Genomic DNA, 13,108 nt, shown 5'->3' on the forward strand with positions numbered 1-13,108 from the left:
CAGCGCTCGCAGCGCCAAAAAGGTCTTAGCGAAGGGCTTTCCAGGCAGCGACGTAGGCCTTGGCATTGGCCGCCACTTGCTCCGGTGTCATGCCCGATTTGAACAGGCCCGAGCCGAGGCCGAAGCCTTTGACGCCCGCGTCGATGAATACCTGCATGTTGTCCGGCGTGATCCCGCCCACCGGCGCCAGAATCGTTCCGATCGGCAGCACCGCCAGCCAGGCTTTGACGACTGCTGGCCCCATCTGCTCGGCCGGGAACATCTTCAGTACGTCCGCACCTTCGGCCAGTGCTGCGAAGGCTTCGGTTGGCGTGGCGACACCCGGCGACAGATACAGCCCCGCCGCTTTCGCTGCGCGCAGGACCTTTGGATCGCTATGGGGCATGACGATCACCTGACCGCCCGCCTCTTTCACCTGCTCGACCTGCTCCGGGGTCAACACCGTTCCCGCGCCGATCAGGCAATCGGCGGGCAAGGCATCGCGCAGGATGCGGATACTTTCGTACGGCAAAGGAGAGTTGAGCGGTACTTCGATAACGCGAAATCCCGCCGCGTACAGGACTTTTCCGATGGCGGCGGCCTCTTTGGGATGCAGGCCACGCAGGATCGCGATCAGACCGTTTTGCGCCAGTGCTTGTTTAAGCATGTCAGGACTCCAGTCAGGTTAACGGGATTAAGGGGGCGAGATCAGGCCGGCGGCCAGCGCCAATTGCCACAACCCGCGTTCGGTGGCTTGCTCGGCCAGGGTCACCTTGGCAAAGCCGCAAGCGTCGAGGGCCCGGCTGTAGCGTGTGCAAAGTTGGGAATTGCCGATGAGGATGATCGACGGCAGATGAACGCTATTGCGCCGACGACGCTGCACGTTGGCCAGGGCCGACAGCTCATGGCCAATCAGCAGGCCGGACAGGTAATCCGCTTGAGCTGCGCCGCTGAGTTCACCGGTCAGTCCCAGGCTGCGGGCGCTGAACAGGGTCGACAGCACGCCGATTTCTCCGTCCGCCGACATCGCCACTTGCACGCCGCGATCAAAGGCTTCGCCGTCGAAAGAGCCGCCGCGCTGCTGGGTGCGCCCCAGAATGCTGTGTTCGCTGAGTACGGCGAAGACTTCGCCGGTCATGAAGGTGTCGAAATGCACGATGCAGCCGTCGGCCACTTCCACCCATTTCGAATGACTGCCCGGCAGGCCGATCAGCACATCAGCGCCCGCCTCGCCCGTCAGGTTTTGCAGCACACCGAGCACCTGGGTTTCTTCGCCGCGCATGACGTTTGGCAGGCGCGAGCGCTGAATCACACCCGGCACGATGTGCACATCGACGCCACGCTGACTGCGCACGGTTTGCAGGGAAGTTCCGAGATTGGCAACGTTTGCCGGCGTATCGCGGTAGGCCGCTTCGCGCCAGCCCTGGGCGCTGCCAACCATGCCGCAGGCAATCACCGGCAAATCGGGTTGGGCGTCGAGCCAGTCACCGCAAGCCTCGTCGAAAGCCAGTTCAAAACCGTCGGTGCATTCGCGACCGTTGATGATTCGCGGCGCCTTGGGCAACTGCATGATCCCCGACGACAGCGAACGCTGTTCGAGCACCAGGCCACCTTCGGCAAGTTTGTAAGCACGTAATGAGGTTGTCCCCCAATCGAGCGCGATCAATTGCGCCAGCATCGCTTCACCTGTTTTGGTTTTTGGCAGTGAGTGAGCTGGACTATAAACCCTCGCGCTGGAAAATCTCAATATATAAATATCAATCCCATATTGTGAGACTCAACAAAAAAGATCGCAGCCTTCGGCAGCGCCTACAGGGAACGCATTCCAATGTAGGAGCTGCCGAAGGCTGCGATCTTTTAAGAAGCTTCAGTTACCCGCAGCAAAATCCCGCAGCACGGCCCCGTCCATCCGATACCTAACCCACTCCTCCTGCGGCTGTGCACCCAGGGATTTGTAGAACTCGATGGCCGGGGTATTCCACTCCAGCACGCTCCATTCAAAACGCCCGCAGTCATTGGCGCAGGCGATTTTCGCCAGATGCCGCAGCAAGGTTTTGCCCGCACCGCCACCGCGTTGTTCCGGGGTGATGTAGAGGTCTTCGAGGTACAGGCAGTTGCTGCCCAGCCATGTGGAATAGCTGAAGAAGAACACGGCGAAGCCGATCGGCAAGCCATCGCGCAGACAGATCAGGCCATGGGCCGTGGCGCCCTCGCTGAACAGGCTGCGCTCGATGTCGGTGACACTGGCAATGACTTCATGGCGGGCACGTTCGTAGTCGGCCAGCTCAGTGATGAACGCGAGAATTTGCGGCGCGTCACTGGGGGTCGCCGGGCGGATTTCGATCGTCATGGACGTGCCTTGTCGGAAGTTGAAAACGCCATACTAAGTCGGCGAGAGAATTGTTGCGAGGGAGCAAGCTCCCTCGCCACAAGAGCGGCATTACTCCGCCCGGCGCTAACCCTGGAATCGATAACCTCGGACCTAACATCCCGGCCTCGCGTGGTTAGATGGATGAGCCGCTCATTTATCCGGTCAAGGAACCGCGTCATGTCTACCGCAACACCTCCCGTTTCAAGCAAGTTGTTCGGCCTGTTTTGTCTCGCCAGCTATTTGTTGTCGCTGTCCTACGGCTCGACGTTTTTGCTGTCGCTGTTGATCGGCTCACGCGGGGGCAACGAGCACGATGCCGGCAGCGTGATTTCAGCGGCGATGCTCAGCACGTTTGCGGCGGTGATTGTTTCCGGTCACTTGTCCGACTTGCTCGGTGCGGCGCGATCGGTGGCGCTGTTCGGCATCTTGCTGGTGGCCGCCAGCCTGGGCTTCGCGCTGACTCCGGGCTTCGGCCATCTGCTGTTGTTTTTCGGATTGCTGCTGGGCTTGGGCTGGGGCGTGTTCTACACCTTGGGGCCGATCATCGTTTCAAGCCTGGTGACACCTGCACAACGGGCGAAATACTTTGCGTTGCTGTCGGGCAGCATGATGACCGGGATCGGCAGCGGTCCTTTGCTGGGCCGCGCCGCGAGTGCCTTGGGTTATCCGGTGACGGCGGCGTTTTACCTCGCCGCGCTGGCCAGTTTGGTCGGTGTGCTGTTGTTCTGGCGACTGGATCGGCAACTGAAAGCGGCCACGATGCAGTCGACAGCGGTGTCGCGGATTTCCTGGCGCGCAGCGGCGCAAGTGCTGTCGTCCCGGGCAGTGTTGCCAATCATCATGGTCGGTTTGGGCGGCTGTGTTTTTGGTGGACTGTCGAGCTTCCAGACGAGTTACGCCGCCGCACGCTCACTCGACTATTCGCTGTTCTTCCTCGGCTTCATGAGTGCCGCGATCAGCAGTCGAATGTTGATCGCCGGCATCGTGGTCAAGCGCGATCCCTTGCGCGCATCCTGCCTGCTGTCCGGGTTGATGATGGCCTCGATTGTGATGTTCGGTTTCGTGGTCGATGACGGTTTCAGTTACGTGCTCGCAGCGGTGACGCTCGGCGTCGGTTACGGGCTGACTTACTCGGTGATCAACGGCCTGGCCGCCAACGAAGCACCGAGCGGCACCACCGCGCAAGCCTTGCTGTTGTTCAGCCTTTCGTATTTTATCGGTGTGTTTGGTTTTCCGCTGCTCGCCGGGAAAATCATCGTCGAGCACGGGATGGCCACATTGTTGCTGACCGTGCTGGCGGTCGCCGCGCTCAACTGGCTGATTACCGTGGGTCGCTTGATCTGGCGTCGCGCAGCCAAGGCCAAGACCTTGCAGCAGGCCTGAACCGTTCGTCGTTCATCAGGCACCAATTCGAATCGGGGGCGGACCAACATCAGGTAAGGACTCTAAATCAATGGAGACACCACCATGATCTCGTCCAGGTTGACCGCCCTCGCCTTCGCTACCCTGCTGTGCCCTCCCGCCATCGCTGCGACCACCGCGTCCGGCACCGGCCCGACCAACCCGGTCGAATCCCCCAAAGCTCCCGCCATCCAGAGTGCCCCCGGCATGAACACCAACGGCACGGGTGTCGACAGCAGCCTGCCGCCGTCAACCGGCACCGATCCACGGACTCAAGGCAATGACATGGGCCGCCAGGGCGGCTTGAACATGCCGGACACCAAAACCCCCGATAACGCCGGTCCCGGCGTCGGTTCGAAAACCACCACCGGTGGTTCGGGTTCAGAAGGTGGTGTGAGCCAATAAGCGATTCATCCCAATGAAAGAGGTAACCATGAACGTCGATAAAAACCTGGAAAAAGAAGTCCTGACCCGCCTGCTGCATGCCCATCCAAGTGGCTTGGGCAAGGAGGTCCTGGACAATTACCGGGGGGAGAAAGTCGTGGCCAGCACCCTCGCCACCTTGCAGGAGCGCGGACTGATCCAGCACGGCAATGTGCAGTGCAATGATGCCGGCGAACACTCGCTTAACCTGCCGATCAAACTCAGCGCCGCCGGCGTTGAGGCCGCACGCAAGCTGGATGTTTGAACCACTCTGAAGCCAGGAGAAATCCCATGCCTCGTGGAAGCAAAGACAAATACACCGCCGAGCAGAAACGCAAGGCCGAACACATCGAAGACAGTTACGAGAACAAAGGCGTGTCCAAGGATGAGGCCGAAGCCCGTGCCTGGGCGACGGTGAATAAACAGTCCGGCGGCGGCGAGAAATCTGGCGGTTCCGGGCGCAAGAAACCGGCCAGCGCCAAGTCTGCGGATCGCAAGGAATCGTCGCGACGCGCGGTGGCGAGCCGTGAAGGAAAGCCACGTAGCAGCAAGGCTTCGCGAGATACCCAGACCGTGGACAGCTTGATGAAAGAGGCTCGTGCGAAGGATATTCCGGGGCGGTCGTCGATGCGCAAGCAGGAGTTGATCGAGGCGTTGCGCAAGGCTGGCTAGCGCCCGAATCATCTATCGAATCCGAGGGCCTCATCGCGGGCAAGCCCGCTCCCACAAGTTGCGATGGTGAACACAAATCTTGTGAACACCCTAGAACCCTGTGGGAGCGGGCTTGCCCGCGATAGCGTCCGCTCAGTGACTAAATGACTTGCTGATTAACGCATCAACTTCAGCAGTGCCGGGCGAAGTCGCCGGGCCCCACTTGGTCACCGCCAACGCCGCCGCCGCATTGGCCCGAAGCGCCGCCTCAAACGCCGACAACCCCTGCGCCAATCCCGCCACAAACACACCAGCATGAGCATCACCGGCACCGTTACTGTCCACGGCCTCAACCTTGAATCCCGGCACATGCCTGCGCTCTGAACCCTGGCTGATCCAACAACCTTGCGGCCCGTCACGCACCACCATGAGTACCTCGCGTGGCAGATACCCGACCAGTCGATCCAGTGCCTCAGCGATGTCCGTCGCACCGGTAATCTTCAGCGCTTCGACGCTGTTGCTGGTCCACACATCGATGCGCGGCAGCAGCGCCTGCATCAACGGCGCATCCGGCGAATCCACCAGCGGCCCCGGATCGAACACCACATTGACGCCGTCCGGCAGCGCCAGCACCCAATCCACCAGCGCCTGCGCCTTGCCGACATGCAGCAGGCTGTAACCGCTGACGTAGACAAAATCACCCGCCTCGGCCGCTACGCTGGCCAGGTCCTCGGCGGTCAAATCACCTTCGGCGCCGATGTAGGACACGAAGCTGCGCTCGGCCGAAGCATCGGTTATCGCGACGCACAAACCGGTATCGCGTTCGGCGCGATCAGCGATGCCGATGCGGATGCCTTCCGCGTTCATCGCGTCGCGGGCCAGGTCACCGAAACGCCCGGTGCCGTGGCGACCGAGGTACACCACTGGCAACCCGTTGCGCTGGGCGGCGGCCATCACGTTGAAGCCACCGCCGGCTTCGAAACTGGCGGACTGCGCCAGCACGTCGCCCCCGGCTTGCGGCAGTTTATCCACGGCCATGACCAGGTCGATGATGACCTGGCCGGTGTGCAACATCTTAGGCATGAGCATTCTCGGTCAACGCAGCACGACGATCCTTCGCCCCGCCGAGTACACAATAAATCCCGCCAGCCACCACGAAGGTCACGATCCAGCCGAGGCCGTTGTGCCCCAGCCACGAGTCGGACAGGAAGCCCTTGAACCAGACGTTTTCCGCCGTGGTGCCGATAGTGGTGAAGCTGAAACCCAACACGATGGCGATGGCCCAGGCGCCGAACGCGCGCCACTCCACGCCGCCGCGATACCAGTAGGCGCTGCTCGGGCTGACGTCCAGCAGGTCCTTGGGGCTGTAGTAATGACGGTGAATCAGGTCGACCACGAAGATCCCGACCCACGCGGTGATCGGCACCGCCAGCAGGGAAATGAAGGTGATGAACGGACCGTAGAAACTGTCGGCGATCAACATGAAGTAAATCGAACCGGCGAAGATTGCGACGATGTCGACCACTACGGCGTAGACGCGTTTGACCTTGAGGCCGAGGGTCAGCGTGGTCAAACCGGCGGAGTACACCGACAGGTTGTTCGACAACAGCAAACCACCGAACGCGGTGATCAGGTACGGCACGGCCATCCAGGTCGGCAGCATGTCGCGGATCGCGATGATCGGGTCCGTGGCTTGGGCGAGATCGTTGTTGCCCACCGACAGCAAGCCGCCGAGAGTGATCAGCAATACCAGCGGAATCCCCGCACCGAACGCCGCCGACGCCACCAGGCGCACGGCTTTGACGCTGCGGTGCTGATAGCGCGACATGTCCGCACCGGCGTTGGCCCAACCGATCCCGGTGCCGGCCGCCATCGTGCCGATGCCGATGATCATCGCGCTCATCGGCGCAGGCGTGGCGTTGAACACCGCGCTCCAGTCGATGGTAGCGCAGAGGAAGCCGCCGACCAGAATGTTCAGCGCGCCGAACACGTAGGTCGCCCACTTCTGGATCACCAGCAATGTGGCGTGACCGAGGCCGGAGACCGACAAGGTCAACAGCACGAAAATCGCGATGAACACCAGGGTCAGCAGTGGCGCGCTTTTCGCTTCCACTGGCGAGCCGAACAGGATCGAGCACAACGACAGCAGCACGAACGCGGCGGTGGTAGTGTTGACGGTTTCCCAACCCAGGCGCGACATCAGCGACACCAGCGTCGGGCCGATATTTCCGCGTACGCCGAAGATGGCTCGTGACAACGTCAGGCTCGGTGCACGGCCCCGACGACCGGCGATGGAGATGATCCCGACCACCGCAAAGGAACCGGCGGCACCGAGGATAGCAACGATGATTGCCTGCCAGATCGCCAACCCGCGAAACGCCACGAGCGTCGCGCCCAGCGGCAGACCGAGGATGGAAATGTTGGCGGCGAACCAGACCCAGAACAGCTGCAACGGATGACCATTGCACTCGGATTCCGGCACCGGCTCGATGCCGCGGGTTTCCAGTTGCCCGGCGTTCTGCCCGGCGTTCGATGAACTCATGAAAAATGCTCCTGTTGCCATTTTTGTGGTTGTGGGCATGGTAGGAGCTGCCGAAGGCTGCGATCTTTTGATCTTGATTTTCAGCGATTACAAGGCCGCCAAAGATCAAAAGATCGCAGCCTTCGGCAGCTCCTACACAGGTTGTTTCCCTGTTTCAGCGCAGGTAGAGAAGTCCTGTCACCAAAGGTTCAAACTCCAGATCATTGACAGCCTTGACCGTGTCGATCATCTCCACCGGCCAACTCTCAAGACCCAGACAGGCCCCGAGCATCGCGCCGAGAATCGCCGCGATGGTGTCAGTGTCGCCGCCGAGACTGGCGGCCATGCACAGTGCGTCGAAGGCATTCATTTCGCCGATGGCCACCTGCTGGGCCAAGGCAAACGACACCACCACCGACTCCTGCGACGCCACCGAGGTGCCGATCACGTCGTACATCAAATCCGCTAGCAAGCCGTTGTCGCAGTCGACGCTGATGCTCCGCGCCCAGCTGATGCGCGAGGCAATGCGTCCACCGGCTACCCAGTGACCATGGCTTTCCGCTTGCTGGGCGATTTGCTGACCGAGGTTCAACGCCTCGCCCAGGTCCATGCCGTTGATCCCGGCAGACACCACCGCCGCCACCGCCGCCGCACTGGAGATTCCCAGTGTGGTGTTGTGGGTGACCTGGCAGGCCTGCACGACAGCTTCAATAAATCGCTGCGGATCAGCGACATTCGCCGCGATCCCGACCGGCGTAATACGCATGGCCGCGCCATTGGTGGTGCCGTAGCGCCCCGCCTCTTCCGGCGAATGGCCGGCGAGGATCATCTCGATTGCACGTTTGGTCGAAGGGCCAAGCAAATCCTGCGAACCCTTGGCCTGCATCACCGCTTCCCATTCGATCAAACGCTGTGCGAGCACCGAGGGTTCGATCTTGCCCTTACCGTCAATCAACAACTGACCGACCAGAATCGCCTGTTCGGTGTCGTCGGTGATCGAGCCCTTGGGCATGTTTGCGGCGATCGGCTGATCGGGGCCGGCATCTTCGAGGGCTGTGATTTCGCCAAAGCGAACCTGGATTTCAGCGCGACTTAAAGACTGGGTCGGCATGCCCAGCGCGTCACCCAAAGCCAAGCCGTAGAACGCGCCCAAGGCACGGTTGAGCGCAGTCATTTCGAAGTACCAAATTGCAGGTGCAGGCGAAAATGCACAGGATCGAGCAGACTTTCCACTTGCTCCATGAAGCGGTTTTGCCGGTCGTAGGTGGTGCGCAAAGCCTTGAGGAATACGGTGCCGACCGGGCGGCCCAGCAGTTCGGCGTCCTGTTCATTCAAAGGTTCGGCGCCGATCCATTGATCGCCGCGCTCACCGATATAGCCGTAGGCGGCCAGGGTGATGGTCAGGGAATTGTCGATCAGGCCAACCCGCGGCAAGCTTTCCAGGCCTCCGATGGCGGGCATCAATGAGCGTTCAAGGGAAACCAGCGTGCCGTCGTTGGAACGGCGTCGACGGTCAAGGGTGATGAACTGGTCGGTGCCGAAACGCGGCAGCAGGTCAGGACGCGTCACCGCCTCCAGCCGCAGCACTTCGGTGTTGACCAGCGCGCCGCTGTCGGCCAGGGCCTGGGCCCAGCCGCTGCGCTGGTCGAGCACCACACCGTCGAACGTGACGATGGAGCCCACCCCGCTTTGCGTCGCGATGTAATTGCGCCGTTTCAATTCGGCCAGGGCTTCACGCAAAGTTCCTCGGCTGACTTTGAATTCTTGAGCCAACTGATGCTCGCCCGGCAACTGAAAGCCGTCCTCCAGGAGGCCGCTTTCGATGCGCCGGATGAGTTCGTCGACCACCCGTTGTTTCTTGTCAAATCGTACCTGTCTAATCATGTACAAATTGATAACCGAAACGGGTCAGAACGGGCAAGGGATTTTTGAGGGAAGCGACGGAAGGGATGGCAAAAAAGCCGTGGCCGCTGCGCGTTCAATCGCTGGCAAGCCAGCTCCCACAGGTTTCCATGTCGAACATAAATTTTGTGTACGACATCAATTACTGTGGGAGCTGGCTTGCCAGCGAAGGCGTCAGTCAGGTCAATGTAAATCCTAGCGTTGTTTCAGTCGGTCAATCACCACCGCCAACAGCAAAATCGATCCACGAATCACATACTGATAGAACGTATCAATGTTCTTCAGGTTCATCGCATTCTCGATGATCGCGAGAATCAGCACCCCGGCAATCACATGCCGGATCATGCCGATCCCGCCGCTCAACGACACACCGCCCAGCACGCAAGCCGAGATCACCGTCAGTTCAAAACCCTGGCCGATCATTGGCTGGCCGGAGGTCATGCGCGAAGCGAGGATCACCCCGGCCAGTGCGCCGATCACGCCGTGCACGGCGAAGATGATGATCTTGGTCCGGTCAACGTTCACCCCGGCCAGCAGCGCCGCTTCCTGGTTGCCGCCGATGGCCATGGTGTTGCGGCCATAGGTGGTGTAATTCAACAACCAACCGAAGAACAGGAAGCAGACAATAGTGATCAGGATCGGCACCGGCACGCCGAACAACTGACCGTTGCCGAAGACGAAGAACGATTCCTGCGACACCCCAACCGCTTTGCCGTTGGCGAAAATGTAAGCCAGACCACGGACGATCTGCATGGTCGCCAGCGTGGTGATCAACGCATTGACCCGCAGCTTGGCGATCACGATGCCGTTGATCAGACCGACGATCAGCCCCATCACCAGCGCCGCGCTGACGCCGAGAAAGACGCTGTCGGTGTCGCGCATCACCACCGCCGCGACCACGCCCGCGCAGGCGATCACCGAACCCACCGACAAGTCGAAATGCCCGGACGCCAGACAATACAACATGGTGCACGCCGCGATCCCGGTGGTGGAAATCGCCAGACCGAGGCCGCGCATGTTCAGCGGCGAAAGGAAGTTGTCGATCAGCAAGGTGCAGAGCACGAAGATCCCGACGGCCGCCAGCAACATCACCCAGTCATCGAGAAAGCGCCGCAGGTCCAGGGGTTTGCGTGCAGTCGGCAGGGTTTCATTTTGGGTTGTCATCATAGTCACCTCTCAGTTCGCCACGCCGTCAGCGCGTTGGCGCGGCAAAGCCAGTTGCAGCAGATTGGATTCATTGGCCTGTTCGCGGCTCAGTTCGCCGCGCAGTGCGCCTTCACACAGCACCAGAATGCGGTCGGAAATGCCCATCACTTCCATCAGGTCGCTGGACACCACGATCACCGAAATGCCACTGGCCGCCAGGTTGTGAATGATCTGGTAAATCTCGGCCTTGGCACCGATGTCGATGCCCCGCGTCGGCTCATCGAGCAGCAAGACCTTCATCGGCATCGACAGCCAGCGACCGAGAATGGCCTTCTGCTGATTGCCGCCGGAGAGAAACTTGATCTGCTGTCCGGCGTGCGGTGTTTTTACCTTGAGCGCCTTGATCTGTTTATCGGCGTTGCCCTTTTCCCAAAGCCCGCGCAACAGACAACCGAAGGTGGAATTCGCACCACGGGCGCTGATATTGATGTTCTCGGCAACGCTCACCAGCGGCAGGATGCCCTCCTTCTTGCGGTCCTCGGGACACAGGAGAATCCCCGCCGCAATCGCATCGCGGGGCGAGCGCAATTTCAATTCATGGCCGCGCAGTTCAAGGCGTCCGGCGCTGTTGCGCTCCAGACCGCTGAGCAGGCGAAACAGTTCGGTTCGACCCGCGCCGACCAGGCCGAACAGTCCGAGAATCTCGCCTTTGTGCGCCTCGAAACTCACCGGTTCGCGCAGGCCGGGCCCGAGCAGGCCATCAACCTTCAACGCCACTGCGCCACGCGGGCGCGAGCGATAGTCATAGATGTCCTGGATGTCGCGACCGACCATGCACGTGACCAATTGATCGTGGGTCAGCTCGCTCATGTCTTCGAAGGTGCGCACGTAACGGCCGTCCTTGAACACCGTCACCGCGTTGCAAATACGGAATACTTCTTCCATGCGATGGGAGACGTACAGCACCACTTTGCCTTCGTCGCGCAGGCGGCCGATGATCGCCATCAAGCGATCGATCTCCCGCGCCGACAGGCTGCTGGTGGGTTCGTCGAACGCGATCACATGGGCGCCACGGGACAAGGCCTTGGCGATTTCCACCAGTTGCCGTTGCCCGAGGGACAGGCGCCCGACTTTCTCCTGCGGATCGATCTCGTCAGCCAGGCCCTTGAGGCAGGCCAGTGCTTGCTGACGCAAAGTGCCGCGATTGATCAGGCCGAAACTGGCCGGCAGATGGCCGAGAAACAGGTTTTCCGCCACGGTCATTTCCGGCACCAGGTGCAGCTCCTGGTGGATCACCGCCACACCACTGCCGATGCTGTCGGCAGTGGATTTGAAGGCCATCGTCTGATCGCCGATCTGCAAATCGCCGCTGCTTGGGTTGTAGGCGCCGCCGAGGATTTTCAGCAAGGTCGATTTGCCGGCGCCGTTCTCGCCCATCAGCGCGTGAACCTGCCCTGGGTGGGCGACGAAGCTGATGCCGTCCAGCGCCTTCACGCCGGGAAAGGTCTTGCCGATCCCGTTGAAGCGCAAGCTGCCGCCGGCATTGTGTTGTTGTACTTGTGTTTGCGCGTGCATAACCACCTCATCACACAGATCAGGCAACCCCGTTGCCGGGGTTGCCGATGAAATCAACCGGCCTTCAGTTCCACAGGCCGATCTTTTCCAGTTCCTGCTTGAAGTTGTCGCGGGTGATCAGCGTCACGTCGTCCATGGCGGTGTACTTCGCCGGTTCTTTGCCGGTGGTAACCCACTCGTACATCATGCTGGCGGTGTTGTAGCCCTCGATGTGTGGGCTTGGCAGCATCGAACCGTAGAAACCGCTGTTGGGCTTTTTCAGTTCGCCGATGGCGTCGGTGCCGTTGATGCCGATGCCGATCACGTTCGCTGCTGCGAAGCCGGCCGCTTCCGTGGCGCGCACACCGCCAAGCACGGTGTTGTCGTTCATGCCGCCGATGATCAGGTTCTTCGCCGCGCCCGGCAGTTTCACCAGCGCCGAGTTGGTGGCGTCCATGCTGCCCGGCACGTCGAGGGTCTTCAGGGCCGAAAACAGGATGTGATCCTTCGGCATGCCGGCCTCTTCCAGCGCCTTCACCGAACCGTCGGTGCGTTTCTTGCCGGTGTCGAGTTCGTTGTAGGTGTTGATCACCGCGTAGGTGTCTTTCCAGTCCCAGCCGCGTTTTTTCGCTTCGGTGGCCATGGCGCTGCCTTGTTTCTGGCCCACTTCGAACGCGGCCATGCCGAGGTACGGCACGTCTTCCATGAACTTGCCGCTGGCGTCGACAAAACGGTCATCGACGGCAATCACTTTCAACCCGTTGAGCTTGGCCTTGGCCATGATCGCCGGGCCGAGGGACACGTCCGGCGGGCAAATCACGAAGCCCTTGGCGCCGTTGGCCGCCAGGCTGTCGATGGCCGACAGGGTTTTCTCGCCATCCGGCACAGCGATCTTGATCAGGGTAAAGCCCTTCTCCTTGCCGGCCTTTTCGGCGAACGCCCATTCGGTCTGGAACCAGGGCTCTTCCGCTTGCTTGACCAGAAAACCGATTTTCACTTCCTCGGCCGCCAGCAGCGTGCTGCTGAGGCTGACCGCCGAAACCGCCAGGGCGGCACAGCACAAGGTACGGATGGCACGACGACGATTCATAAGCTGACTCCTTGTTGTTCTTGTTGAGTGTTCTTTGAAAATCATGGAGCGGTGTAACCATACTGCCAAT

The 13,108-nt window shown here is 60.8% G+C and carries 14 protein-coding genes; 4 read left to right on the forward strand and 10 right to left on the reverse strand.

The features are described 5' to 3' along the window. Positions 1-25: 25 nt before the first annotated feature. The 3 genes from ACM110_RS16360 to ACM110_RS16370 form a co-directional block, all read right to left on the reverse strand. Complete coding sequence (locus tag ACM110_RS16360; protein ID WP_416128594.1) at positions 26-646, reverse strand: 2-dehydro-3-deoxy-6-phosphogalactonate aldolase; 621 nt, start codon at positions 644-646, stop codon at positions 26-28. 27 nt (positions 647-673) lie between these two features. Beyond that, positions 674-1,657 (reverse strand): 2-dehydro-3-deoxygalactonokinase, encoded by a 984-nt coding sequence (locus ACM110_RS16365; protein ID WP_416128595.1) that lies wholly within the window; start codon positions 1,655-1,657, stop codon positions 674-676. A gap of 189 nt (positions 1,658-1,846) precedes the next feature. After that, the gene (locus tag ACM110_RS16370; RefSeq protein ID WP_416128596.1) at positions 1,847-2,329 is read right to left on the reverse strand and encodes a GNAT family N-acetyltransferase; all 483 of its coding nucleotides are present in this window, start codon (positions 2,327-2,329) and stop codon (positions 1,847-1,849) included. 198 nt (positions 2,330-2,527) lie between these two features. Between ACM110_RS16370 and ACM110_RS16375 the strand changes: the two genes are divergently transcribed. The 4 genes from ACM110_RS16375 (at position 2,528) to ACM110_RS16390 (ending at position 4,846) form a co-directional block, all read left to right on the forward strand. Further along, entirely contained in the window at positions 2,528-3,733 is a 1,206-nt protein-coding gene (locus ACM110_RS16375) for an MFS transporter (RefSeq protein ID WP_416128597.1), read from the forward strand. Positions 3,734-3,817: 84 nt separating this feature from the next. After that, a complete protein-coding gene (locus tag ACM110_RS16380) occupies positions 3,818-4,156 on the forward strand; it encodes a hypothetical protein (protein WP_416128598.1) in 339 nt (112 codons plus the stop codon). Positions 4,157-4,184: 28 nt separating this feature from the next. Next, positions 4,185-4,439, forward strand: coding sequence for a hypothetical protein (locus ACM110_RS16385; protein ID WP_416128599.1), 255 nt, complete (start codon positions 4,185-4,187; stop codon positions 4,437-4,439). A 26-nt stretch (positions 4,440-4,465) separates the two neighbouring features. Then, positions 4,466-4,846 (forward strand): Rho termination factor N-terminal domain-containing protein, encoded by a 381-nt coding sequence (locus ACM110_RS16390; protein ID WP_416128600.1) that lies wholly within the window; start codon positions 4,466-4,468, stop codon positions 4,844-4,846. Between the two features lie 132 nt (positions 4,847-4,978). Here the strand turns inward: ACM110_RS16390 and ACM110_RS16395 are convergent, their stop codons facing one another. From ACM110_RS16395 to ACM110_RS16425, 7 genes are all read right to left on the reverse strand, one after another. Then, positions 4,979-5,908 carry a PfkB family carbohydrate kinase gene (locus ACM110_RS16395; protein ID WP_416128601.1) on the reverse strand — a complete coding sequence of 310 codons (930 nt, stop codon included), beginning with the start codon at positions 5,906-5,908 and terminating at the stop codon, positions 4,979-4,981. Then, entirely contained in the window at positions 5,901-7,367 is a 1,467-nt protein-coding gene (locus ACM110_RS16400) for a purine-cytosine permease family protein (RefSeq protein ID WP_416128602.1), read from the reverse strand. Before ACM110_RS16400 ends, ACM110_RS16395 begins: the two co-directional genes overlap by 8 nt. A 154-nt stretch (positions 7,368-7,521) precedes the next feature. Continuing rightward, on the reverse strand, positions 7,522-8,520 hold the full coding sequence (locus ACM110_RS16405; RefSeq protein ID WP_416128603.1) for an ADP-ribosylglycohydrolase family protein: 999 nt from the start codon (positions 8,518-8,520) through the stop codon (positions 7,522-7,524). Continuing rightward, complete coding sequence (locus ACM110_RS16410) at positions 8,517-9,230, reverse strand: GntR family transcriptional regulator (protein WP_416128604.1); 714 nt, start codon at positions 9,228-9,230, stop codon at positions 8,517-8,519. Before ACM110_RS16410 ends, ACM110_RS16405 begins: the two co-directional genes overlap by 4 nt. A 213-nt stretch (positions 9,231-9,443) precedes the next feature. Then, positions 9,444-10,412: an L-arabinose ABC transporter permease AraH gene (gene araH / locus ACM110_RS16415; RefSeq protein WP_175389741.1), complete on the reverse strand. Its 969-nt coding sequence runs from the start codon at positions 10,410-10,412 to the stop codon at positions 9,444-9,446. A 12-nt stretch (positions 10,413-10,424) separates the two neighbouring features. Next, entirely contained in the window at positions 10,425-11,969 is a 1,545-nt protein-coding gene (araG, locus tag ACM110_RS16420; protein WP_416128605.1) for an L-arabinose ABC transporter ATP-binding protein AraG, read from the reverse strand. A 64-nt stretch (positions 11,970-12,033) separates the two neighbouring features. Further along, the gene (locus ACM110_RS16425) at positions 12,034-13,038 is read right to left on the reverse strand and encodes a substrate-binding domain-containing protein (RefSeq protein WP_338585327.1); all 1,005 of its coding nucleotides are present in this window, start codon (positions 13,036-13,038) and stop codon (positions 12,034-12,036) included. Positions 13,039-13,108: the final 70 nt, after the last annotated feature.

This window comes from Pseudomonas sp. NFX98 (assembly GCF_047784845.1).
In the GTDB taxonomy this organism is placed as follows: Bacteria; Pseudomonadota; Gammaproteobacteria; order Pseudomonadales; family Pseudomonadaceae; genus Aquipseudomonas.

What these genes read in the sequence shown, in the direction of transcription:
- ACM110_RS16360 (WP_416128594.1), bottom strand. Translation starts at nt 646, where the DNA reads ATGCTTAAACAAGCACTGGCGCAAAACGGTCTGATCGCGATCCTGCGT.
- ACM110_RS16365 (WP_416128595.1), bottom strand. Translation starts at nt 1,657, where the DNA reads ATGCTGGCGCAATTGATCGCGCTCGATTGGGGGACAACCTCATTACGT.
- ACM110_RS16370 (WP_416128596.1), bottom strand. Translation starts at nt 2,329, where the DNA reads ATGACGATCGAAATCCGCCCGGCGACCCCCAGTGACGCGCCGCAAATT.
- ACM110_RS16375 (WP_416128597.1), top strand. Translation starts at nt 2,528, where the DNA reads ATGTCTACCGCAACACCTCCCGTTTCAAGCAAGTTGTTCGGCCTGTTT.
- ACM110_RS16380 (WP_416128598.1), top strand. Translation starts at nt 3,818, where the DNA reads ATGATCTCGTCCAGGTTGACCGCCCTCGCCTTCGCTACCCTGCTGTGC.
- ACM110_RS16385 (WP_416128599.1), top strand. Translation starts at nt 4,185, where the DNA reads ATGAACGTCGATAAAAACCTGGAAAAAGAAGTCCTGACCCGCCTGCTG.
- ACM110_RS16390 (WP_416128600.1), top strand. Translation starts at nt 4,466, where the DNA reads ATGCCTCGTGGAAGCAAAGACAAATACACCGCCGAGCAGAAACGCAAG.
- ACM110_RS16395 (WP_416128601.1), bottom strand. Translation starts at nt 5,908, where the DNA reads ATGCCTAAGATGTTGCACACCGGCCAGGTCATCATCGACCTGGTCATG.
- ACM110_RS16400 (WP_416128602.1), bottom strand. Translation starts at nt 7,367, where the DNA reads ATGAGTTCATCGAACGCCGGGCAGAACGCCGGGCAACTGGAAACCCGC.
- ACM110_RS16405 (WP_416128603.1), bottom strand. Translation starts at nt 8,520, where the DNA reads ATGACTGCGCTCAACCGTGCCTTGGGCGCGTTCTACGGCTTGGCTTTG.
- ACM110_RS16410 (WP_416128604.1), bottom strand. Translation starts at nt 9,230, where the DNA reads ATGATTAGACAGGTACGATTTGACAAGAAACAACGGGTGGTCGACGAA.
- araH (WP_175389741.1), bottom strand. Translation starts at nt 10,412, where the DNA reads ATGACAACCCAAAATGAAACCCTGCCGACTGCACGCAAACCCCTGGAC.
- araG (WP_416128605.1), bottom strand. Translation starts at nt 11,969, where the DNA reads ATGCACGCGCAAACACAAGTACAACAACACAATGCCGGCGGCAGCTTG.
- ACM110_RS16425 (WP_338585327.1), bottom strand. Translation starts at nt 13,038, where the DNA reads ATGAATCGTCGTCGTGCCATCCGTACCTTGTGCTGTGCCGCCCTGGCG.